The sequence below is a fragment of the Terrabacter sp. Root85 genome, assembly GCF_001429185.1.
Lineage (GTDB): Bacteria > Actinomycetota > Actinomycetes > Actinomycetales > Dermatophilaceae > Terrabacter.
In genome coordinates this window covers 983,156-1,005,809 of record NZ_LMIW01000001.1, presented here as the reverse complement: position 1 = coordinate 1,005,809, position 22,654 = coordinate 983,156, and the positions used below count along the sequence as shown (strand labels likewise).

Genomic DNA, 22,654 nt, shown 5'->3' with positions numbered 1-22,654 from the left:
TGAACCGCAGCCGGGCGCCGGCTGGATCCGGGTGGTCTCAGCCGGCGTCGGTCGGCAGCGTCAGGCCCTCGCGCTCGTCGTCCCACGCGGCTGCGCTGATCCGCCACCCGTCGGCGGTGCGGACGAGCTGGATCGTCTTCATCCCGCTCCCGGTGAACGGCTCGCCCTCCTGCGTGCCCGCCTTGGCGTAGCTGTCGAACCAGTGCGCGATGTCGCCGAAGACCTCGACGCGCCCCGTGGCGGGCCACTCGCGGAAGTCGGTGAGCGAGCCGCCGGTCAGCAGCGCTTCCCGCGGTGCGATGAACTCCTCGACACCCATGACCGCGGGCTCCATCCCGCACGTGCGCACGATGACGGCCCGCGGGAGCAGCAGCCCGCGCAGCAGGTCCATCCGCTCGGCGCAGCCGGGCCCCGAGACGAACGCCCCGAAGAACGCGTCCACCATCCCCTGGATCGCGGCGTGGTCGGTGGTCTCGTCTGCCGTCAGGTCTGTCGTCACGGCCCACACGCTAGCCGCGTCACCGCGACCGATGCCGTGTGCCGTGTGCCGTGTGGCGTGGGCCCGTGGCCGCCTGGCCGGTGCTGGGGGCCTGGCATCGTCAGTCCTCGAAGACGCCCCAGCAGATGGCGTTCCGGCGGACCTGGTCGTCGAGGACGAGTGCGCGGACCCGGGCGTCGAGCTGGTCTCGCTGCCAGTCACGCTCGAGCCGTCCGGCGTCGACCTCGTGGGGGTGTGCAGCGCGAGCGGCCTTGATCGCGTACGCGGAGGCGCCCAGGTCGTGCTCGGCCACGTGGCCCACGCAGGCTGCCTGGCCGGCAGCGTATGCCGCAAACCGGGCCGCTCCCTGCAGCGGCCGGGCGGCTCCCATCGCAAGCCCACCGCGGGCTCGCGCATCCATCATCCTCATCTCGCCGCGGGCCCACGCCCGAGCCGCATCGATGGCGTCCCGAGGGCGAGTGTCCGACGACGCCTCCGCCTCGAAGAGATGCAGCACGTGCTCAGCGCACGTGGCGGCCCACAGCGACAGCAGCCGGTGATCTGCGTCGGTGAGCAGTCCGCCACGGCGGATCGTCACGAGGCGCGGGTCGCGCACCTTCGGCAGGATCATGCAGCCAGCCTGCCAGTGCCCGTCTGGACGCGTCACCCCCACCGATGGCGTATGCCGCGTGCCCGGGCCCGCGTGGGACGTGACCTCACGACGCCTTGCGGGTGAAGGTGAAGTGCGTGACACCGGTCGGGGAGGCGACGGTCTCGATGTCGAAGGCGTCCTCGACGCCCTCGAGACCGTCCCAGAGGCGGACGCCGCGGCCGAGCACGATCGGGACCTGGACGAGGTGCAGGTGGTCGACGAGCCCGGCGGCGAGGAAGTCGCGGACGACGGTGGCGCCGCCACCGATCCGGATGTCCTGGCCGTCGGCGGCCGCGCGGGCCGTCTCGAGCGCCTCGCCCGGGGTGGCCTCGAGGAAGTGGAAGACGTTGCCGCCCTCCATCTCGAGGGAGGGGCGGGCGTGGTGGGTGAGGACGAAGACGGGTGTGTGGAACGGCGGGTTGGGGCCCCACCACCCCTTCCAGTCCGGGTCGTCGTGCCAGCCGGGCGGGCCGAACTTGTTGGCGCCCATGATCTCCGCGCCGATGCCGGGGCCGTGGCGCTCGGCGTAGGCGTGGTCGACCCCGTCGGTGCCGTCCGGGTCCCAGTACTGGGTGCGCATCATCCACGTGTGGAGCTTCTGGCCGGCGTGCCCGAAGGGGGTCTCGAGCGACTGCGGCTCGCCGGTGGCGAACCCGTCGAGGGAGATCGAGAAGTTGTGGATCCGGGTGCGTGACATCGGTGTCCTCCGTGATGGTCCAGGCGCTCGCCGGTGGTCGCCGCGAGGCAGGTGCTTGGCGACCGTGCCGACTCTAGTGCTGGGTGACGACACCGTCGGGGCACGGCGGAGCGGATCATTCTGGGCTTCCGAAGAATTCTCGAGACGTGTGTCGAGGACCTGCCCACCCGGTCGACGTACGAGTACGAAGGACACCACAGCAACCAGGAGGAGTGATCGACATGCCGCGTTTCATGGGGTTCGTGAGGATGGAAGAGGGGATCGGGACGCCGCCGCAGGCGCTCTTCGACGCGATGGACGTCCACGTCGGCGAGCGGGCCGCCGCGGGCGTGTTCCTCGACGGTGGTGGGCTCTACGGGACGGAGGACGCCGTGAACTTCGTCGTCAGCCAGGGTGAGATCACCCAGCACGACGGGCCGTACGCCGAGTCCAAGGAGGTCATCGGCGGATGGTCGATCCTGCAGTACGACACCGTCGAGGAGGCCGTGGCCGACCAGCGGAAGTTCGCCGAGCTGCACGCCGAGCACTGGCCCGAGGTCACGGTGATCTCGACGCTGCGCCAGATCTCCACCGGCCCGGACGCGCCCGGCGACTGACGCAGGACGCATCGGCGAGCGACGGTGGCCGACTTCGGCACTTGGCCACCGTCGTCCGCCGCTCTGCCCCAGACTGGCCACCATGGGTGATCCACGGATGGAGACGGGCGCGGAATCGGAAGGCGGGCCATCGACGGTGACGGTCACTCCCGTCCTCGTCGCCGAGCTGCTGGCCGACGGCGAGCGGATGCCGGTCTACGTGCACGTCATCGACCATCCCGACGCGCGCGTGCTGGTCGACACCGGCATGACGCAGCTGCACCCTGCGGTCGACGACATGGATCCTCGGCTGACTCCACTGAGCGAGCAGTCCGGCTTCGACGTGGCCGGCATCGACGTCGTGGTCAACACCCATCTGCACTTCGACCACTGCGGTGGCAACCACCTCTTTGCCGGCAAGCCGGTGTACGTCCAGAGGGCGGAGCTGGATGACGCGCGGACCCAGGACGACTACACGATCCGCGAGTGGGTCGAGGCGCCGGGAGTGGACTACGAGACCGTCGACGGCACGCTCGAGCTGCTGCCCGGCATCCAGCTCGTGTCGACCCCCGGCCACACGCGAGGCTCGCAGGTCGTGGTCGTCCGCACGGGCGGTCGCTCCGTCGTCATCGCCGGTGACACGGCGGTCTTCTTCGACGAGCTCGACCATCCGCGCACCGAGGGCCAGCGGCTGATCCGGGCACTCGCCCCCGACGAGGTCTGGCTCTCGCACCAGCACGAGCCCTGGCGCCCAGCGGCAGCCGGCCACCCCGTCGGCGGCCGATGACAGGATGGCCGTATGTCCGACGAGCAGGCGCCGGAGGAGCTGGCCGGTGAGCCGGTGATCTCGTTCGCCACGCTCTCCGACTGCGAGGCCTGGTTTGACGAGCACCACCTCGACCGCCGCGGCTTCTGGCTCAAGATCGGCAAGGCGGGGGCGGCCGAGACGGTCACCTACGTCGAGGCGCTCGACGTCGCCCTCTGTCACGGCTGGATCGACGGGCAGAAGCGGGGCTACGACGAGACCTACTGGTTGCAGAGGTTCACCCCGCGAGGACCGCGGAGCAAGTGGTCGCAGATCAACCGGGACAAGGCTGAGGCGCTGATCACGGCCGGCCGCATGCGCCCGGCAGGGCAGGCGAAGGTCGACGCGGCGAAGGCGGACGGCCGGTGGGCGGCAGCGTATGCCGGTCAGAAGAGCGCGACCGTGCCCGACGACCTGGCCGCCGCGCTCGCTGCCGACCCGGAGGCCAAGGCGTTCTTCGAGACACTCACGGGCGCCAACCGCTACGCGATCCTCTACCGCATCGGCGACGCCAAGAAGCCGGAGACCCGGGCCGCGCGCATCGCGACGTTCGTCGAGATGTGCCGTCACCACGAGACCCTCCACTGACTGGCTGACCGACGTCGCCGCTGGGACGCCGGCTCCCTTGTCTCCCCTCCCGGAGTGTGGTTGCGTGGCGAGACCGTCCCCGCCGCTCGGCGAGGCACCACGACGAGGTGGTAACGATGGGCTCGACGTACGACTACGTGATCGTGGGGGCGGGATCGGCGGGCGCCGTGGTCGCTGCCCGGCTGAGCGAGGACCCGGCTGTCACGGTGTGCCTGCTCGAGGCCGGCGGCCCGCCCCCGCCCGCTGAGCTCGTGCCGGCGGCGGTCGCGAGCCTGCAGAACGACCCCGCGACCGACTGGATGTACAACGGCGACCCCGGTGGTGTCGGAAAGGGCCTCGTCGGCGGCCAGATGATGGTGCCGCGGGGAAAGATGCTCGGCGGCTCCTCCGGCCTCAACTACATGGCATACGTGCGAGGGCACCCCGGCGACTTCGACTCGTGGGCCGCGGGCGGCGCGGAGGGCTGGTCCTACGACGAGGTCCTGCCCTACTTCCGCAAGGCCGAGGGCTTCGTGCACAGTCCCGAGCTGCACTCCGACCTCGACGTGCACGGCCACCACGGACCGCTGGGTGTGTCGGTACGCCAGCCGATCCTCCGCGCCTCGAACCAGTTCGTCGAGGCCGCGGGCGCCACGGGCCTGAAGCAGGGTGACTACAACGGTCGCGACCGCCTCGAACCCCAGGGGGTGGCCTCGCTCTTCCAGACGACGACGAAGGACGGCCGGCGCAGCTCGACCTTCCACGCCTACCTCGAACCCGCGATGGACCGCGAGAACCTCACCGTGGTCACCGGCGCGCTCGTCGAGCGGATCCTCATCGAGGCGGACGGGGAGGGAGCCCGCGCCACCGGGGTCGCCTACCGCACCGGGGACGGCACCCTCGAGGAGGTGGCCGCGGGCACCGAGGTGGTGCTGTGCGCGGGCGCCATCGGGTCGCCGCACCTCCTGCTCCTCTCGGGGGTCGGGGCCCGCGACGAGCTCGCCACCGTCGGGGTGGACTGCCTCGTCGACCTCCCGGACGTGGGGCGTCACCTCAAGGACCACCTCCACACGCCCTTGATGTTCGCCGCCGACGGCATCGGCGAGACGATGACCGAGGTCGCCATGTCCCTCGGCCCGGACGCGCTCCGGGCGCCGGCTGGTCCGCTCCCGGCCGACCCGGCCGACGATGTCGACCTCCCCGAGCCCCTGGCCGCTGCCAAGGCCGAAGCCGAGCGCCGCATCGGCGAGTGGTTCACGACCGGCCGCGGCATCGCGTCATCCTCGCTCTACGACGCCGTCGCGTTCTTCTCGACCGGGCTGGGCGACGAGCACACCCATGACGCGCAGATCGGCTTCCTCGCGACCGGGTACACACCGGCGATCTGGGAGGGCGTCTTCCGACTCCCGCCGTCCGCGTTCTTCGAGGACCCGGAGTCCTTCCTCGACCCGACGCACGGCCAGGTGGTCGTGCTGCCGAATCCGGTGCAACCCCACTCCGAGGGTTCGGTGACGCTGGCCAGCGCCGACCCAGCGGTCCCACCGCGCATCGCGTTCAACTACTTCGGCGACCCGCACGACGTGTTGGTCATGGTCGCCGTGATGCGCCGGGCCCTCGAGATCGCGAAGGCGTGGCCCGGCGGTGGCCTCGGTGAGCCGGTCATCCCGCCGCACCTGGCGCGGGCCCACGGCCACGAGGTCGGATCCGAACCGAGCGACGCGTTGCTGGAGGACCTGGCCCGCCACTACGCGCTGACCGTCTACCACGCGACGTCGACCTGCCGGATCGGTGAGGTCGTCGACCCGCGGCTGCGGGTGCACGGCATCGGGGCCCTGCGTGTCGCCGATGCGAGCGTGATGCCGAACGTCGTCAGCGGCAACACCAACGCCGCGGCCATCATGATCGGCGAGAAGGCCGCCGAGCTGATCGCCACGGACCACGGCGTCCACCTCCACGAGCTGGTCGGCTGACGGCCCGGTCGGCTCGACGGAGCCACGGACGATCCCATCCATCGCAGCCCAACTCCTACGGGGTGATCGCTGGTCGATCGACCCGGCAGGGGGACTGGGTCGTGGTCTCCGCCGTGATCGGGCGGTCAGCTCTCGTGGTCCTCGCGCCGCCGCTTCATCCCGAGTCGCGTTGCTCCGGTGATGACCCGCGCCACGAGGCCCAGGAAGACGAGACCGAGCAGCATCTGCAGCGTTGCCACGAGTCGCGCGGTCTGCGACACGGGTGAGATGTCCCCGTAACCGACGGTCGCGAACGTCGTCACCGTGTAGTAGAGAGCATCGAGCCGTGTCATCGGCTGCGTGTAGCTGCCGGGATCGACGTTGTCGATGACGTAGTGCGAGCTGGCGAAAACGATGAGGAACAGCGGACCCGTCGTCGCGAGGGCTTCCACCGTCCGGAGCAGGGGAAACGGCGAACGAACGATTCCGCGGGTCTGGAAGGCGAGCGTCACGACGACGACGACCAACCCGGAGACGAAGATCGTGATCGACCGCGCGTCCGACGACCCTGTGAGCGGGATGCGGAAGTAGACGACGACGGCCACGACCAGCGACAGGGTGACCCGGAGCAACGCCACGACGACCACTCGACGCGGGGGCGCGATCAGGATGGCCGTCACCGGTGGCGCGGGGTCTTCAGCGTGCTGCGGCGAGGATCCGACCATCACCTCAGACCCCTTCACGCGCTTCGATCCGGCCTGAGCTGATGGCGTCCAGAAAGGCCTCGTAGTCGTGGTCGTTCTGGACGGCGTAGTGTTCCGCGAACTCGGCGACTGCCTTCTCGAACCGCCGCTTGCGGCCGAGGTAGGCCGCTATGGCGACGGGGTCGCCCGTCCTCGCGTGTGCGCGGGCCAGCGTCCAGCCGCAGATCTGCGCGTAGAAGGTCATGCCGGCCGGGATCATCGCCTCGACGACCGCCGCCCCCTTCATGTCTCTGAGCTGGCGCCAGTAGTAGAAGCGGTCCGTCTCGATGCCCGCGGACCAGCCGAGGAAGATGTCTGACGCCGACTGGAGCAGGCGTTGGCCCTCGACGACGCGCTGGCCCGAGTCGGCGTACGCGCTTCTGGGCAGGTGCGCCTCGAGGACGGACCGGGTCGCCTCCTTCACCTGGAGGAACAGGGGGTCCCTCTCGTCGCGACCCTCCAGCAGCGCCACGAAGGCCCGGGTCCCCACGGAGCCGACGCCGACGACCTTGCGGGCGACGTCGACGATCGTGTACCGGTCGAGCAGGCGCCGCTGGCTGTCGCTCAGCGTCACGCTGTAGCGCGCGAAGAACTGCCTGATGATGTCCTCGACGTCGGCGGCGTCCAGCTCGTAGTACTTCTCGAGCTCGCGGCGCGGGATGAGCACGGGTGGTTGGCTGACGATGCGCTGCTTTCCGTCGACGACCTCGGTGAGCTTGGCCAGCGCCTGCAGGTTGGTCCGGCGGTGTGCCTTCCGCAGCAGGGCCTCCCCTGACTTGATCGACGCGCCTGCGTGCTTGGCCGCGGCGTGCTGGTGGCCCTTGCTGTCCTTGTCCGGGGCCACCAGGCTCCGGCGGGCCTGCTTCATCCCTGCCCGCAACTCGGCTTCGGACAGGCGGGCATACCAGACGTCCAGCGTGTCCTGCTGTGCGAACTCCGCCATCGCCTCCCGGTAGGACCTGCCCACGGTCAGGCAGATCTCGCGGACGTCCGAGGGCTCGAACTGGTTGTGGCGCGCCGCGATGACGAAGCTGGCGGCCAACCGCCAGACGTCGAACTCGAACGGGCCGGGCAGCGTCTCGTCGAAGTCGTTGAGGTCGAAGAGCAGCTGCCGTTCCGGCGATGCGTAGACCCCGAAGTTCGACAGGTGGGCGTCGCCACACAGCTGCACATCGAGCCTCGCGGTCCGCCTGGTCGCCAGGTCGGCGGCCATGATCGCGGCCGAGCCGCGGTAGAAGGTGAACGCGGACACCATCATCCGGCCGTGCCGGACCGGAACGAGGTCTGGCTCTCGGGTCGCGTTCTGGGCCTCGAGCAGGCCCACCGGGTCGGGTCGTCCCGGCGGTGGTTGCCAGCCGGCCTGCGCCTCGAGCGGCACGCGGTGCCGCGCCTGCCTGCCGAGGGCCCGTCGCTCGGCGGCGCTCAGGTGCGATGGGGTCCCTGTAACGGTCATGACAACTCCTACGTCTCGGCTGGTCGAGCGCCGGGGCCGGGCTTCGGCGACGACGAGCGGAACGCAACGACGGCATCCGCGACGGTCGGGTAGATCTGGTCGACGGAGAGCATCTGCAGGACGCCGAGCTTCTCGAGGGTCGTGCGGAGGTCCGGGTCGACGGCGGCCAGCGCCACCGTCGCTCCTCGGTTGTGGACGAACGTCACGAGCTGGTGCAGCGCCGCCCCTGCCGAGTAGTCGATGTCAGGGATCGACGAGCAGTCGAGCACGAGCCACCGCACCGGGTCCGGCGTCGCCGTGATGAGCTGCTGGACCCCGTCGGAGAACTGGTTGGCGTTGGCGTAGAAGAGGTCGGCGTCGTAGCGGAAGACGAGCAGCCCCGGCGCACTCTGCATGCCCTGCTGCGCTCGGGCGTAGGTCGGCTCGCCCTCGGCGTCGATGCCCATGACGAACCGGTGCGGTCGGTACTGGCGCCGCACCATCTCCACGATGGAGAGCACCACCGCCAGGACGATGCCCTGCTCCACGCCGACGGCGAACACGACGACCGCCGTGAGGACCGCGATGTAGAACTCGCTGGGGCGGGCCTGCCAGACCCGACGCAGCCCGGCGATGTCGATGAGGTCGACGCCGATGAGGAACACGATCGCCCCGAGCACCGGCTTGGGCAGGTTCGTCAGGGCGCTGGTGAAGAACAGCACGATGACGAGCACCACCAGCGCCATGGTGGCGTTGGCCACCTGGGTCTTGCCCTTCTGCTCGTCGAGGATCTGTGTCTTGGTGGGGCTGCCGTTGACCACGAAGGTGCCGCTCAGGCCTGCGGCGAGGTTGGCCCCGCTCAGGCCGACGATGTCCCGGTTGATGTCGACCCGCTGGCCGTGGCGGGTGGCGAAGCTGCGCGAGGTCGCGGCGCTCTGGGCGATGATGAGGACGAAGCAGGAGAAGGCCACGCCCAGCAGCTGCGGCACATCGGACCAGCCGACTCCCCCGGGGAGTCCGATCGGCGGGAACCCGCCCTGCATCGGCCCGACGATCGCCACCCCGTGTGACGAGACCTGCAGGGTGGAGGCCAGGATGATCGACAGGATGACCGCGACGATCGCGCCCGGGACCTTCGGCACGAAGCGCTTGAAGCCGAGGATGACGGCGAGCGTCCCCAGGGCGAAGGCCAGGGTGGGCAGGCTGGTGTCGCCCAGACGGGTCAGCATCGACCACTGCTGCTCGAACCAGTTGCCCTTTCCCTTGGGGATCCCGAGCATGTCGGGCAGCTGGCCGGTGAAGACCTGGATGCCCACGCCGGTGAGGAAGCCGATCAGCACCGAGGCGGACAGGAAGTCACCGAGGAACCCCAGCCGCAGCAGTCGGGCGAGCAGGAGCAGGACGCCGCACATGAGCGCGGTCAACGAGGCCATGGCGAGCCACTGCGGCGAGTTCGGCGTGAGCCCGGCGATCCCGAGGGCGGCGAGGCCGCCGGCCAGGATTGCTGCGGTGGCGGAGTCGGCCCCGACGACGAGGAGCCGGGACGAGCCGAGCAGCGCGAAGACGAGCGCCGGGAAGAGAACCGTGTAGAGCCCGGTGATCACCGGCACCTGGGCGATCGAGGTGTAGCCCATGGTCTCGGGGATGGCCACCGCCGCGAGGGTGAGCCCCGCGATGATGTCCGCCCTCAGCCACGATCGTTGGTAGCCACGCAGCGACTCCGGAGCCAGCCGGGACGCGCTGGTGGGCCGATCCGTACTCATGTGCGGCTTCCCTCCTTGGTCGGCCGGGCGTCCTCTGCGCGATACCGCGCCAGCAGCTCCAGCTCTCCCTCGTGCTTCGGGAACAGGGTGAACACGATGACGGCACCCCCGAGGATCGCGATGATGCCCGCCGTATAGGCCCAGTCGGCGCCCGACAGGAACGACTCCCGGGCCCCGGCGATGATCTGCGCCGAGTACTGCGGATACTGCCCGGCCACGGCGTCGGCGCCGGCAAACGACTTCGTGAGCTCGTTCTGCACACTGCTGGTGATCTCGTCGCCGTTCGGGGCGGCGGCGATGCTGGCACTGACGGCGGCGGCATACCCCGCGGTGAGCAGTGCCCCGAAGACGGACTGCATGATCGCACCGCCGAGGTCACGTTGCAGGTCGGCGGTGCCCGAAGCCATTCCGGCCCGCTGCACCGGGACGGAGCCGGTGAGCGAGTGCGACGCCGGCGTGCCGGCGAACCCGACGCCGATCCCGATGAAGGCGTAGGCGAGGGCGATCTGCCAGTAGGAGCTTCGTTCGGACCAGAAGCCGAGCATCCAGGCGAACGCGAGGAACAGGAACACGTAGCCGGCGAGCAGCGTGAACCGGGATCCGCGTGACTCGATCAGCTTCGCGGAGCGTGGCGCGACGAGGACCATGAAGACCACGGCCGGCAGGAAGGCCGCACCGGCCTCGAAGGTGGAGTAGCCGAGGACGTTCTGGAGGTACTGCTGGCTGACGAAGGCGGATGCCATCAGCGAGCCGAAGACGATGATCCCCCCGCATGCCGCCACCCAGAAGACACGGCGCCCAGCGATGTGGAGGTCATAGAGCGGCACGGAGGCCCGCCGCTGTCGCACGACGAACGCGACCAGCGCGGCGGCCGCGACGACCGCGAGGCCGAGTGCCAGCGTGCCCTTGCCGGGGACGGGAGCGAAGTTGATCGCGAGGATCAGCGCGCCGACGAGGACGACGGACAGCACGCCGCCGAGGTTGTCCACCGGATCGGTGGTCTCGTTCACGTGAGCCGGCACGAGCATCACGGCCATGACGAGCGCGATCGCGGCCAACGGAAGCGTGACGAGGAAGACCGACCCCCACCAGAAGCGCTCGAGCAGGAAGCCGGCGACCAGCGGTCCCAGAGCCGCGATGCCGCCACCGATCGCAGACCACAAGGCGATCGATCGGGTCCGGGCGGGGCCGGCCCACAGCGCGGCGATCAGCGCGAGGGTCGTCGGGTAGGCCATCCCTGCGGACACGCCGCCGAGCACCCGCCCCAGGAACAGCAGGACGTCGGAGGGGGCGTAGGCCGCCAGAAGGCAGGCCGGCACGGAGAGCGCCATGCCGAGGATGAGCAGCAGCTTGCGGCCGTAGCGGTCGCCGATTGCTCCGAGGTAGAGCACCGACCCGGCGAGCCCGAGGGAGTACCCGACGGCGATGAGGTCGAGCGTCGTCTGGGAGGAGCTGAAGGCGCGGCCGATCGACGGCAGCGCGACGTTGGCGACCGACAGGTTGAGATTCGCGACCGCTGCGACCGTGATCAGGGCGAGCAGGACGAGCGCCGCGCGCTTGGGCTGGGTCGATGCCTCCGCGCCGGTCGCGCCGGTCGCGCCGGTCGTCGGTGGCCCGTCAGCCATGACGTTCGCCCCTCCTGACAGGCGACATCTCGGGCATCTGCTCTGGTGCAGTTGTCATCGTCAACCCCTCCCGCTCGAGAGCACTGGTCACCATGGTCGGCCTGGTCGGGGCGGGCGCGCATCACCCCGATGGGGTGGGTCTGCAGCTCGCCTCGCGGCCTGAGCAGCTCAGCTGGTTGAGCGGCGGATCGAGATGCCCAGACCCGCGAGGAGGAGCGCTGCCGCGAACAGACCGGCTGCCGCGCTGAGGTCGATGTCCTGCTCGCTGACCGTGACGTGCTTGGGGAGGTCGGCCAGGACCTTGGTCAGGCCGTCGGCGTCGGTCGCGGCGAAGTACTCGCCACCCGTCGTCTGGGCGACTCCCTTCAGGGCACCTTCGTCGACCACGAGGAAGTTGCGACCACCCAACGCCCCGCCGCCCGGACCGCCGAAGTCGCGCGCCCGAGGCTGGAAGCCGCCGTACTGGTCGCGCGTGCACGCCATCTGCGTCGGGTTCGTCGTGCCGAAGCCGATCGGATAGACCCGCACTCCCCGCGCCGCGGCCTGCTCCGCGGCCTGCGCCGGCGTCACGCCGCGCGTGTTCGCTCCGTCCGTCAGCAGCACGATGATCTCCGGCGCCACGTCCACGGGCACTCCACCGCCGGTCCCACCTGCGCCACCCGTAGGCGTGGGCGCAGGAGTCGGGTCAGCCAGGCCCGGCCCGTCCGTCGACGGCTCGTCCACTGCATCCGTCGGCGCCACGTTCGGGTCCAGCTCGGCGATCGCGTCGATCGACCGCAGGATCGCCGCACCGATCGTCGTCCCGCGCCCCGTCGTCACCGCGTCGATCGCCGACAGCAGCTCGCCCCGGTCCGCGGTCGGCGCCACCGCCAGCTGCGCGAACCCCGAGAAGACGACGAGCCCGACCTTCGTCTCGTCGTCCTGCCCCTCGACGAACGACCGCACCGCCGCCTGCGCCGCGCTCAGCCGGTTCGGGGACACGTCCGTCGCGCACATCGACCCCGACACATCCAGGGCCAGGATGATCGTCGCGCTCGACGTCGGCACCTCGGCCCGCACCGTCGGCCGCGCGCTCGCCAGCCCCAGCAGCCCGAGAGCCCCGAGCACCAGGGCGATGGGCACGTGTCGCTTCCACGACGCCGACCCGGCCCCCGCAGCCCGCAGCAGCGCGACGTTGGAGTAGCGCACCGCCTGCCTCCGCCGACGCCGCAGCTGCCACACGTAGACCCCGAGCAGCACCGGCACGAAGGCCAGCGTCACGAGCAGCAGCGGCACTCCGAACGACACGTCAGATCACCCGCCCCCGCCGCAGCACCGACACCGTCGCCCCGCCGAGCAGCAGCAGCGCAGCGAACGCCGCCACCCACGACGTGACCTCGTGCGGCACCGTCCGCGTCGTCCACTGCAGCTCGATCGCGTCATACACGGAAGCCAACGACGCAGCATCCGACGCCCGGCGGTACGTCCCGCCGGTCATCTCCGCGACCGCCTGCAGCGACGACTCGTCGAGCGCCGTCGCGATGCTGAAGCCGTCGACCTTGATCGTCGTCCCCGCCGGCGTCCCCAGTCCGATCGGCTCGATCCGCACCCCCGCCGCCGACGCGAGCTCGGCCGCGCCGGAAGGTCCGTCGTCCGTGGTGTCCTCGCCGTCGGTGAGCAGCACGATGGCCGTCCCACCGTGGTAGCCGATCGGCGTCTCCTCGTCCGTGCCCTTCTCCGCATCGCCGGGCGCCTTGACCGGCTTGCCGACGATCGCGCTCAGCCCGCCGAGGATCCCGTCGCTCAGCGACGTGTCGCCGGCCGGCTTGAGCCGCGCCACCGCCGCCAGCACGGCCGCCCGGTCCAGCGTCGGTCGCTGCGTCACGAGCCCCGTCCCGCCGAACGCCACCACGGCGATCCGCACGGACGCCGGCTGCTTCTCCACGAACGCCCGCGCCGCCGCCTTCGCCGCCTCGAGCCGCGACGGCTTCACGTCGGTCGCCGCCATGCTGTTCGACACGTCGAACGCGAGCACGACCGTGCCCTCGCGGTGCGGCTCCGCGACCGACGCCACCGGCCGGGTCAGAGACAGCACCATGACGGCCAGGGCCGCGATGAGCAGCGCCGGACCCAGGTGCCGCCACCGGGACCGGCCCGGAGCCGGCATGACGAGCCCGTCCGCTGCCAGCGCCGCCCGCCGTGTCTCCTGCGCGCGCAGCACCCGCCGGTAGCCGGCGACGAGCACCGGCACGACGAGCAGCCCCGCCAGCGCCCACGGCCACGTCAGCGACAGCTCGCTCATCGCCGCCACCTCATCGCCGTCGCCTCCGCCGCAGCTCGGAGATCCGCAGCAGCGACCGCACGAGGTCGTCGTCGGTCCGCACCGGGTAGAGGTCGACGCCGGCCGTGCGCGCCCGCGCCTCGAGGTCGGCCTGCCGCGACTCCGCAGCCGCCGCGAGCCGGGCCCGGAACGCGACGTCGCTCGTGTCGACGAAGATCTGCTCGCCCGTCTCCGCGTCCTCGACGTAGACCCCGCCCGCGTCGGGCAGCTCGCTCTCGCGCGGGTCGACGACCTGGATCGCGACCACCTCGTGCCGTCGCGCCAGCCGCGACAGCGGCGCCTCCCACCCGTCCGCCGAGATGAAGTCCGACACGACGAGCACGAGCGACCGCCGTCGCGCGATGCCGTATGCCGCCGCGAGCAGCACCCCGAGGTCCGTGACCGTCCCCGACGGGGCTGGGAATCCAGCCTGCTCCGAGCGACCCAGCACCCGGCGTACGCCACGACGGAGGCTCGACGCTCCGCCCTCCCGGTTCATGGCCTCTCGACTGTCCAGGAGGGGGATGCGGGCCTCGCGGCGGTCGAGCAGCGTCTTCGCGATCCGCAGCACCTGGTTGCGGCCCGACGCCGGCGGGATGACGAGGTCGACCCCGGTGTCCATGACGATGGCGCCGACCCGGCTCCCGCCGCGGGTCAGCACGTGGGCGAGGGTCGTCGCCACCTCGGCGAGCACGAGGTCCTTCTGCCGGTCGACCGGCCCGAAGCCCATCGACGCCGAGTGGTCGAGCAGCAGCCACGCCGTCAGCTCGCGGTCCTCGACGAACTCGCGCACGTAGGGCTCGTCGAGCCGCGCTGTGACGTTCCACTCGATGTGCCGCAGGTCGTCGCCCGGCACGTACTCCCGCAGGTCGGTGAAGTCGAGACCGGCACCGCGGAAGAGCGTCCGGTAGTCGCCCTGGAGTCGCCCGTCGAGCCGCCGCACCACCCTCCACTCGAGGCGCCGCAGCAGGCTCTCGGCGCTCAGCGTGGTGGTCGCGCCCATGTCGCGTCCCCACCGGAGCCGCCGGCCCCACCATCAGGCCCAGCCCCGAAAGCGCCTGCCACAGACGCCGACCCGGCCACCCGCTCGCGCAACGGAGCCGTCGGCACCGGGACGGCCGCGAGAAGCGGCGTCAGCAGGTCGTCGGGCGAGAGGTCCTCGGCCAGCGCCTCGTAGGACAGCACGATCCGGTGCCGCAGCACGTCCCGCGCGAGGTCGCGCACGTCGTCGGGCAGCGCGTAGTCCCGTCCCCGGAGGAAGGCCAGCGCCCGCGCCGCCAGCACGAGGTTGATCGACGCGCGCGGGCTCGCGCCGTACGTCAGCAAGCGGGCCAGGTCGTCCCGGCCCACGCTCGCCGGCTCACGAGTCGCGGTGGCCAGCCGGACGGCGTACTCGATGACCGCGGGGTCGACGTAGACCGCGTCCGCCTCGCGCTGGAAGCCGCGCAGCATCTCCGGGTCGAGCACCGTGACGGTCGCGACCGCCGCCGAGATCTGCCGCTCGACGACGACGAACTCCTCGGCGGCAGAGGGATATCCGATGAGCACCTTGAGCATGAAGCGGTCGACCTGAGCCTCAGGCAGCGCATACGTCCCCTCGGACTCGATGGGGTTCTGCGTCGCCATCACGAGGAACGGGTCCGGCGCCGGGAAGGTCTCGCGCCCGATCGTCACCTGCCGCTCCTGCATGACCTCGAGCAGCGCGCTCTGCACCTTCGCCGGCGCGCGGTTGATCTCGTCGGCGAGCACGAGGTTGGCGAAGACGGGCCCGAGCGAGACCTGGAACTCGCCGTCCTTCTGGTTGTAGATCCGCGTCCCGACGAGGTCGGCCGGCACGAGGTCGGGAGTGAACTGGATGCGCTGGAACTCCCCGCCGATGGCCTGCGCGAGCGTCTTGATCGCCATCGTCTTGGCCAGCCCCGGCACGCCCTCGACGAGCAGGTGCCCCCGCGCGAGCAGGGCGACGAGCATCCGCTCGACGAGCACGTCCTGGCCGACGATCGTCCGTTTCACCTCGTAGAGCGCCTGCTCGAGCGCGTGTCGAGCGTGTTGACCAGTGGGTGCCTGTCCGTCCATGCCGTCCTCCTGCTCGTTCACGCTGCTGGGTCACGCTGCTGGGTCACGCTCGTCGATGGCGTATGCCGGGTGCTCGCCTCCCACGGAGGCTCGGTCTCAGCGGGGCGGGCTGCCCGCGGCACCCCCAGCCGTCGCGATCGGCACCGCGAAGCCGATGCCGACGAAGAGGCTCTGGTCGGTCGGGTTCGCCAGCCCCGTGACGATCCCGACGACCTGCCCGGCCTTGTTGAGCAGCGGTCCGCCCGAGTTGCCCGGGTTGACCGCCGCGTCGATCTGGATGAGGTGCTCGAGCTTGCGGTCGCCCTCGACGCGCACCGTCCGGTCGAGTGCCGACACGACGCCCGCCGACAGCGAGTCGGTGAGGCCGAGCGGGTGGCCGACGGCGAAGACCGGCGCCCCGACCGCCACGCCGCCGCCGAGCACGGCGGGCACGACGGTCTCGGGGAGCTTCGAGGGCGTGAGCGTCGCGATGTCGCTCTCCGGCTTCTCGGTCGCGACCTTCGCCGGTGAGGTCGTGCCGTCGGCGAAGGTGACGGTGATGTTCGTCGACCCGTCGACGACGTGCAGCGCGGTGAGCACCGTGCCGTCCTCGTTGACGACGACCCCCGCGCCGCTGCCCTCCTGCTGCTCGCCGGCCACGGTGTCGCGGGTCTGGATGAGCACGAGCGACGGTGCGATCGCCGCGTGCGCGACCGACCCGTCGGCGGGCGCGGCAGCGTCAGCCTCGGCCTGCTTCTCGATGCCGCGCTGGACGCTCGTGTCGACGTCGCGCTGCGTGAGGACGGGCGGTCCCGGAGGTCGCGTCACGGCATACGTGCTGACGAGCGCGACGATGACGACGAGCGCGACGAGGCCCCACCACACGCGGCGCGGCACCCGGGCCAGCCGGGTGCGAAGGCGCGTCCACCGGCTCGGCGGGGGAGGCTCGGGCTCCGGGTCGGGCGCACGACCGGGCACACCGAGGAGGAGCCTGGCGCCTGGGGCGACGGCGGTGTCGATCGCGGGAGGAGCGGTGACCCGTGCCACCTTTTCGACTGTACGTTTCCTGGGACCCGAGCGGCAGGGGCTGTCGAGTCTTCACAGGATCCGGCGAAGCGGGGACGTCCACGGTGCTGAGGGGTAGACAATGCGTATGCCGTCCGCCGCGTCCCTGCTGAGCGAGCACCTCCGCGAGCAGCGGGAGGCCCTCGCGACCGCCGAGGCCGCCGTGCGCGCAGGGGAGCCCGAGGGGGTCCACGACCTCCGGGTCGCGATGCGTCGGATCCGCAGCGCCCTCGCCAGCTTCCACGCGCTCGTCGACCCGGCCGTCACCGAGCCGCTCCGCGACGAGCTGCGCTGGGCGGCCGGTCGCCTCGGTGAGGCGCGCGACGCCGAGGTCGTCCAGGACCTCGTCGACACGCTCCTCGACGACATCGGCCCCGCCGGCCTCACCGGCCTCGACGAGGCCGTGACCGGTCTCCGGGCCCGGCTGCACCTCGACGCCACCGCCGCCACCGAGGTCATCGACGAGACCCTCGGGTCGAGTCGGTATGCCGCCGCGATCGCCCTGCTCGACAGCGTCGTCAGGCACCCGCCCTTCACGGACGACGGCGAGCGCGGCGCGAAGAAGGTCGTGCGCACCGTGCTGCGCAAGGAGGGCAGGCGAGTGCGCGAACGGGCGGACCTCGCCGAGGCCGCCCTCGCCACGGGTGACCCCGAGCTGCGGTCCGCCTGCCTCCACGACGTGCGCAAGGCCGCCAAGCGGCTGCGCTACGCCGCCGAGGCCGTGGCGCCGGTGACCGGGTCCACGGTCGGCCTGGTGGCCGAGCGGGCGGCCGACGTGCAGGGCCTCCTCGGCGACCACCACGACGCCGTCGTCACCCGGGCGACGCTGCGGCACCTGGCCATCGACGAGGACGCGGGCGTCGCGGCGGCCTTCCTCCTCGGCCACCTCGACGCCGACGAGCAGCGCGCCGCGGACCGTATCGAGCGCCGCGGCGGCAAGGCCCTGCGTCGCCTCGACCGCGCCATCGAGCAGGCCATCGCCTAGGACATCGGCCAGGACATCGCCTAGGAGACCGAGCCTGCCTCGGTGATCAGGCGGGGGACGGACTGGTCCGGGTGGGGATCGTCGCCGACCTCCTGCTGCGCGAGCCACATCCGCGCCTCGAGCTCGTCGCGCACCTCGGCATAGGAGGGGTCGTCTGCGACGTTGACGAGCTCCTCGGGGTCTGCCTCGAGGTCGTAGAGCTCCCACTCCTGGGCGAAGCGCCGGTCCGAGCAGCCCGGCAGCCCGAGCCCGTCGTTGTAGAAGAAGATCAGGGTGTAGCGGTGCGTGCGGTAGCCGTAGTGCGCCCCGACCTGGTGGCTCCGGTCGTCGTGCATCCAGTAGCGGTAGTAGAAGCCCTCGCGCTCCCGCTCCCGGTCGCGCTGCGCCCCAGCCGGATCCGTGAGGTCGCCCCAGAACGAGTGGCCCTGCATCCGCTCGGGCACGTCGACGCCGGCCGCGTCGAGCAGGGTCGCCGCGATGTCCACGTTCGTGACGATCCGGTCGAGCGCCTGGCCGGCCGCGACGGCGCGCGGGTAGGACAGGACGAACGGCATCCGGATCGACTCCTCGTACATGAAGCGCTTGTCGAACCACCCGTGGTCGCCGAGGAAGAAGCCCTGGTCGGAGGAGTAGACGACGATCGTGTCGTCGAGCTCGCCCCGGTCGGTGAGCCACGCGGTCAGACGACCGACGTTGTCGTCGACGGACGCGACGCACGCGAGGTAGTCCTCCATGTAGCGCTGGTACTTCCACAGCGCCTCCTCGTCCGCCGACAGCCCGGGCGGCACCGGCTGCTTGAGGTCCTCCTCGGTCAGGTGGTCGGCGATCCGCATGGCCGCCCGACGGGCCGTGTCGGACCGTCCCGCCAGGTCGTCGGTGAACGTCGCCGGCACCGGGATGGGTGTGCCCCCGGCGGGCCCGCCCTCGGCATACATCCCCGCGTGTGCGGCGTCGGGCTCCCACGGTCGGTGCGGCGCCTTGTGCCACACGAGCACGCACCACGGCGGCCTCTCCCCGTCGCCGTCCCCGTCCCCGTCGTGGTCGCCCTCGTCCAGGGACTCGACCCAGTCGATGGCGAGGTCGGTGATGAGGTCGGTCGCGTAGCCCGGCTCGACGCGCAGCCCGTCGGCGGAGAGGAAGCGCGGGTCGTGGTACTCGCCCTGGTCGATGAGGGCGTCCCACCGGTCGAAGCCCTTCGGGTCGTGGTCGACGCCACCGCTCGAGCCCTGCCCCATGTGCCACTTGCCGACGAACGCCGTGCGGTAGCCGGCCTCGCGCAGCGCCGTGACGAAGGTCGGCTGCGACGCGTCGATGAACGTGTCGAGGGTCGTCACGCCGTTGACGTGGCTGTAGGTGCCGGTGAGGATCGAGGCCCGGCTCGGCGCGCACAGCGAGTTCGTCGCGAAGAGGTTGTCGAGACGCACGCCGGCCGCCGCGACCGCATCGATGTGCGGCGTGCGGTTGACGACCGAGCCGTAGGTGCCGATGGCGTGCGCGGCGTGGTCGTCGCTCAGCATGAAGACGATGTTGGGCCGGCGGTCGCTCATGAGCCGGCCCCGCCGTCGGCTGCGTCAGCGGCTGCGTCAGCGGCCGCGTCACCGGCCCCGTCACCGGTCGGCGGCGTGCGGTGCGCGTCGGCGGCGGCCTGGATGCGCGCCAGGTGGTCGGTCCACCACGCCTCGCCGCCCAGGTCGTCGTGGTCGCGTCCGCCCCGCCCGTCGATCGTCTCCCGGAGGATGTCGGCGTGCCCGGCGTGCTGCGACACCTCGGCGACGCAGCGCACGAGCAGCGACCCGAGCGTCGTCGACCGGCCCTCCTCCGGCCACCACGCGACGCTCGCCGGGGCGTCGAGCCCGAGCTCGCGCACGGTGGCGTCGCAGTGCACCGCGGCCCGCTCGTAGAGCCGGACGAGGTCGGCACGCGACTCCTCGGCCGTCGCCCACATGTCGGCCGAGTCCCAGATCGAGCCGTCCTCGACCCACGGCAGCCGCTCGCCCGACGGCCGCCCGACCGAGTCGCCGAGGTAGGCGAGCTGGACGCCGGCGACGTGCTTGACGAGCCCGAGCAGGTTGGTGCCGCTCGGCGTGATCGGGCGCCGCACGTCGTAGTCGCCCAGCCCGTCGAGCGCCTTGAGCAGCCCGTCACGCCCCTCCTGCAGGTAGCGCAGGAGGTCGTCGACGAGGTGGGGCCCGCCCACCCTCGTCGACTCGCTCGTCCCACTCACGTGGCTGGTCCCGCTCGGCGTCGCGCTCACGCCGACCACGCTAGACGCCACCCCCGACCTCGGCGAGGGGTCGCGCCCTCACCGCAGACGGGGTACGCCGTCACCGGGTCGTCGGGATGCGGCGCCCTCCAGCACCCTGGCGTCACGTCGCCTCGCGGCCGGTGAGCCCGGCGTCGGGGCGAAGCGCCAGATGATGCCCTGCTGTGCGAAGGTCCAGGCGTTGTTGACGAACCAGTACGCGATGAGGCCCGCCGGCACGACGAGCGCCGCTGCGAGGACGCCGACCGCGCCGAGCCACGGCATGAGCCGCTGGACCGTCGCCATCCCCTCGGGCAGGTCGGTGACGTCGGTCATCGGCAGCACGAACCAGCGCTGCGCGAGCAGGCTGAGCGCGGCTGCCCCGAGCGCGACCGCGACGAGGACGAGCCCGGCCGGGGGGTTCGACCCCAGCGTCGTGCCGAGGTGGCTCGTCAGGTGCAGCCCGGCGAGAGACGCGGCCGACGCCGAGGCGACGAGCCCGGCGTCGAGCGCCCCGACCGAGTGGCCGGCCGTGAGGTCGGAGACGACGCGGTAGAGCGCGTAGAAGAGCGGCAGCTGGAGCAGCGCCGGCGCGAGGCTCCACCCCGAGACGCCGTGCTCGGCGTGGATCGCCTTCTGCTCGGCGCGCATCGCGGTCAGCTGCTCGAGGTCGCGGCTGCCGGCATACCTCTGGCGGAGCTCACGCAGCTGGGGCGCGGCGTGGGCGCGGGCGTGCGAGCTGCGCACCCCGTGGATGGTCACGGGCAGCAGCACCGTGCGGACGGCGACGACGAGCAGCGCGACGGCGAGCAGCCAGGCGCCCGCGGAGCCCGGGCTCAGGCCGAGCGCGCCGGCAACGTCGTGGGTGGCCGCGAGCACCGCGGCGACGGCATGGGTGAAGGGGGACAGCAGGTCAGGCATGGGTGAGCTCCTCGGCTCGGGCCCGCGCGGGGCCGGGATGGGTGGGCAGAGTCCCGGACGTCGCAGGTGCGACGAACGGGGTCAGTGCCGACCCGGGGCCCGAGGACGCTGGGGGCAGCGCGGCGCGTCGAGGGCGCACCAGTACGCCGTCGACGCGGGCACGGCGCCGGGGACCCCCGACGCGTGGACGCGCACCGGCACCGGACGCACCGTGCGCACCGCGGTCGTGGCGAGCACGACCGTCAGGACGCCGACAGTCGCCGCGGTGAGGAGCACCTGACCGGCTCCCGCACCCGAGACGGTGCCGAGAAGGGTGCCGAGGAGGACGACGACCGCCGCGGCGAAGCTCGCGGCGAGGGCGGGGAGCACGGCCACGTCGGCGGACGTGCGATGGCGCAGGACGCTCATGTCCGTCTCCTCTCGTGGCCTGGCTGCTCGGCAGCCCGGGTTCGTCGACCCACCTCGAGCGTACGTCACCGTGTCTGCCCGACCACGCTCGCGGCGGCATACGACCCGTGCCGGCGCAACGGGCTGCGCGACCCCGAGGACCAGTTCGACTCCGACGGGCGGGAGGCGCTCGTGGCCCTGATGCGGTGGGACTTCGGTGAGATCGGCTGGTGGGTTCGACACGTCCGCGCTGACGCCGGAGGAGACCGCCGAGCAGGTGCTCGACCATGGCGTACGCCCTCGGTCGGCGCGGTCTCTGACGACCTACGGGCGCGGGTGGCCCCACCGCCCTATCCTCGGACTCGGGAGCCCATCCCCCCGCGACCCTCGAGGAGGGCGGCATGGCCGAGTCCAGCAGCGGGCCCGATCACGGGCAGGAGCGTGGGCAGAAGCGCGGGCCCGAACGCGGGGCGGACGACGACGCGAAGGCGCCGAGGACCGCCCCGACGAGTGCGCCCGACCGTCCCGACCGTCCAGACCGGCCAGACCGGCCCAACCTTTCCGGCCCGACGAGCCGCGCGGAGCGCCGAAAAGTCCTCGTCCGCCGCCCCCTCCTCGATCGGTACGGACTCGTCCTCGTCCTCGTGCTGGCCACGATCGCCGTCCAAGGACTCGTCGACACCCGTGGCTCGGTCGTCGCCCAGCTCTTCGCGCACGCGATCAGTGGCCTGGCGCTCGTCGCGGCCGCCCGTGCGTCAGGGTTGCGACGTCGCTGGCGTCGGGCCGTCAACGTCCTCGTCGCCGCGGTCCTCATCCTCAGCGTCGCGACGTTGACCTACCGTCGCGCCGACGGCACCCAGACGGTGCCCCCCGAGACGGTGTGGCTGCTCGCCGCCGCGCTGACGCCGGTGCTCATCGCCCGACGGGTGCTGCAGCACACGGTGGTCACCGTCCAGACCATCATGGGCTCGGTCGCTGCCTACCTCCAGATCGCCGTGACCTATGCCTTCCTCTTCCAGACCCTCGATGCGTTCACGTCGACCCCCTTCTTCGGTGAGGACGTGCCGACGACGACGTACATGTACTTCAGCCTCGTGACGATCTCGACGGTCGGTTTCGGTGACGTCGCAGCAGTGACGGATCTCGGCCGGATGGCCGCGGCGAGTGAGGCCGTCATCGGCCAGGTCTACCTCGTCACCTTCGTCGCGCTCATCGTCGCTCGCTTCGCGGCGGGTATGCCGCGCGCCTCGGCCGCTGTCGGCGCCGGCGGGGTGCCGGGCGGGGCCCGCGCCCCTCGCACCCTCTTCGAGGCGTTGGACTCGTCGAGGACGCAGCAGCCGCCTCCCGAGGGCGAGCCGGAGGAGCCGGAGGACGACCCACCGGGCAGGCCCGGTGCCGAGGGCTCGGCCTAGCA

22 protein-coding genes are annotated in these 22,654 nt (G+C 71.8%); 6 read left to right on the top strand and 16 right to left on the bottom strand.

Features of this window, described 5'->3' with window-relative positions; all coding sequences use genetic code 11:
- Window positions 1-37: 37 nt before the first annotated feature.
- The 3 genes from ASE25_RS04755 to ASE25_RS04745 form a co-directional block, all read right to left on the bottom strand.
- Entirely contained in the window at window positions 38-499 is a 462-nt protein-coding gene (locus ASE25_RS04755; RefSeq protein ID WP_082622727.1) for a DUF4440 domain-containing protein, read from the bottom strand.
- A gap of 100 nt (window positions 500-599) precedes the next feature.
- Window positions 600-1,109: a putative immunity protein gene (locus ASE25_RS04750; RefSeq protein ID WP_056823176.1), complete on the bottom strand. Its 510-nt coding sequence runs from the start codon at window positions 1,107-1,109 to the stop codon at window positions 600-602.
- Between the two features lie 85 nt (window positions 1,110-1,194).
- Window positions 1,195-1,827, bottom strand: coding sequence for a dihydrofolate reductase family protein (locus ASE25_RS04745; RefSeq protein ID WP_056823174.1), 633 nt, complete (start codon window positions 1,825-1,827; stop codon window positions 1,195-1,197).
- A 248-nt stretch (window positions 1,828-2,075) separates the two neighbouring features.
- Here ASE25_RS04745 and ASE25_RS04740 point away from each other — a divergent pair, with 248 nt between their 5' ends.
- The 4 genes from ASE25_RS04740 to ASE25_RS04725 all read left to right on the top strand — a co-directional run bounded on the left by ASE25_RS04740 (window position 2,076) and on the right by ASE25_RS04725 (window position 5,744).
- Complete coding sequence (locus tag ASE25_RS04740) at window positions 2,076-2,423, top strand: YciI family protein (RefSeq protein ID WP_235508542.1); 348 nt, start codon at window positions 2,076-2,078, stop codon at window positions 2,421-2,423.
- A 136-nt stretch (window positions 2,424-2,559) separates the two neighbouring features.
- Window positions 2,560-3,189: an MBL fold metallo-hydrolase gene (locus ASE25_RS04735; protein ID WP_235508541.1), complete on the top strand. Its 630-nt coding sequence runs from the start codon at window positions 2,560-2,562 to the stop codon at window positions 3,187-3,189.
- Window positions 3,190-3,201: 12 nt separating this feature from the next.
- Window positions 3,202-3,795, top strand: a complete 594-nt coding sequence (locus tag ASE25_RS04730) for a YdeI family protein (RefSeq protein WP_056823170.1) — start codon at window positions 3,202-3,204, stop codon at window positions 3,793-3,795.
- A 116-nt stretch (window positions 3,796-3,911) separates the two neighbouring features.
- The gene (locus ASE25_RS04725; RefSeq protein WP_056823167.1) at window positions 3,912-5,744 is read left to right on the top strand and encodes a GMC family oxidoreductase; all 1,833 of its coding nucleotides are present in this window, start codon (window positions 3,912-3,914) and stop codon (window positions 5,742-5,744) included.
- Window positions 5,745-5,869: 125 nt separating this feature from the next.
- Here ASE25_RS04725 and ASE25_RS04720 read toward each other — a convergent pair whose 3' ends face one another.
- The 9 genes from ASE25_RS04720 to ASE25_RS04680 form a co-directional block, all read right to left on the bottom strand.
- The gene (locus ASE25_RS04720) at window positions 5,870-6,403 is read right to left on the bottom strand and encodes a potassium channel family protein (RefSeq protein WP_056779403.1); all 534 of its coding nucleotides are present in this window, start codon (window positions 6,401-6,403) and stop codon (window positions 5,870-5,872) included.
- 49 nt (window positions 6,404-6,452) lie between these two features.
- Window positions 6,453-7,919, bottom strand: coding sequence for a DUF2252 domain-containing protein (locus ASE25_RS04715; protein WP_056823163.1), 1,467 nt, complete (start codon window positions 7,917-7,919; stop codon window positions 6,453-6,455).
- An 8-nt stretch (window positions 7,920-7,927) separates the two neighbouring features.
- Window positions 7,928-9,661 (bottom strand): SulP family inorganic anion transporter, encoded by a 1,734-nt coding sequence (locus tag ASE25_RS04710; RefSeq protein ID WP_056823160.1) that lies wholly within the window; start codon window positions 9,659-9,661, stop codon window positions 7,928-7,930.
- The gene (locus tag ASE25_RS04705; RefSeq protein WP_056823159.1) at window positions 9,658-11,286 is read right to left on the bottom strand and encodes an MFS transporter; all 1,629 of its coding nucleotides are present in this window, start codon (window positions 11,284-11,286) and stop codon (window positions 9,658-9,660) included. The genes ASE25_RS04710 and ASE25_RS04705 overlap by 4 nt, the downstream gene beginning before the upstream one ends.
- Before the next feature lie 168 nt (window positions 11,287-11,454).
- Window positions 11,455-12,573 (bottom strand): VWA domain-containing protein, encoded by a 1,119-nt coding sequence (locus ASE25_RS04700; RefSeq protein WP_056823157.1) that lies wholly within the window; start codon window positions 12,571-12,573, stop codon window positions 11,455-11,457.
- A gap of 1 nt (window position 12,574) precedes the next feature.
- On the bottom strand, window positions 12,575-13,567 hold the full coding sequence (locus ASE25_RS04695; protein WP_056779748.1) for a VWA domain-containing protein: 993 nt from the start codon (window positions 13,565-13,567) through the stop codon (window positions 12,575-12,577).
- A gap of 10 nt (window positions 13,568-13,577) precedes the next feature.
- Window positions 13,578-14,588 carry a DUF58 domain-containing protein gene (locus ASE25_RS04690; RefSeq protein ID WP_056823154.1) on the bottom strand — a complete coding sequence of 337 codons (1,011 nt, stop codon included), beginning with the start codon at window positions 14,586-14,588 and terminating at the stop codon, window positions 13,578-13,580.
- Complete coding sequence (locus ASE25_RS04685; protein WP_200958972.1) at window positions 14,567-15,682, bottom strand: MoxR family ATPase; 1,116 nt, start codon at window positions 15,680-15,682, stop codon at window positions 14,567-14,569. The genes ASE25_RS04690 and ASE25_RS04685 overlap by 22 nt, the downstream gene beginning before the upstream one ends.
- Window positions 15,683-15,757: 75 nt before the next feature.
- Window positions 15,758-16,687 carry a S1C family serine protease gene (locus ASE25_RS04680; protein ID WP_235508540.1) on the bottom strand — a complete coding sequence of 310 codons (930 nt, stop codon included), beginning with the start codon at window positions 16,685-16,687 and terminating at the stop codon, window positions 15,758-15,760.
- A 106-nt stretch (window positions 16,688-16,793) separates the two neighbouring features.
- On the opposite strand from ASE25_RS04680, the gene ASE25_RS04675 reads away from it, so the two are divergent.
- Window positions 16,794-17,690 carry a CHAD domain-containing protein gene (locus ASE25_RS04675; protein WP_056823152.1) on the top strand — a complete coding sequence of 299 codons (897 nt, stop codon included), beginning with the start codon at window positions 16,794-16,796 and terminating at the stop codon, window positions 17,688-17,690.
- A gap of 20 nt (window positions 17,691-17,710) precedes the next feature.
- Here the strand turns inward: ASE25_RS04675 and ASE25_RS04670 are convergent, their stop codons facing one another.
- From ASE25_RS04670 to ASE25_RS04655, 4 genes are all read right to left on the bottom strand, one after another.
- Window positions 17,711-19,237, bottom strand: coding sequence for a sulfatase (locus tag ASE25_RS04670; protein ID WP_056823149.1), 1,527 nt, complete (start codon window positions 19,235-19,237; stop codon window positions 17,711-17,713).
- Entirely contained in the window at window positions 19,234-19,944 is a 711-nt protein-coding gene (locus tag ASE25_RS04665) for a DinB family protein (protein WP_235508539.1), read from the bottom strand. Before ASE25_RS04665 ends, ASE25_RS04670 begins: the two co-directional genes overlap by 4 nt.
- A 48-nt stretch (window positions 19,945-19,992) precedes the next feature.
- A complete protein-coding gene (gene yidC, locus ASE25_RS04660; protein WP_056823147.1) occupies window positions 19,993-20,853 on the bottom strand; it encodes a membrane protein insertase YidC in 861 nt (286 codons plus the stop codon).
- Between the two features lie 81 nt (window positions 20,854-20,934).
- Window positions 20,935-21,261: a hypothetical protein gene (locus ASE25_RS04655; protein WP_056823145.1), complete on the bottom strand. Its 327-nt coding sequence runs from the start codon at window positions 21,259-21,261 to the stop codon at window positions 20,935-20,937.
- Between the two features lie 380 nt (window positions 21,262-21,641).
- Between ASE25_RS04655 and ASE25_RS04650 the strand changes: the two genes are divergently transcribed.
- Window positions 21,642-22,652 carry a potassium channel family protein gene (locus tag ASE25_RS04650; protein ID WP_056823141.1) on the top strand — a complete coding sequence of 337 codons (1,011 nt, stop codon included), beginning with the start codon at window positions 21,642-21,644 and terminating at the stop codon, window positions 22,650-22,652.
- Window positions 22,653-22,654: the final 2 nt, after the last annotated feature.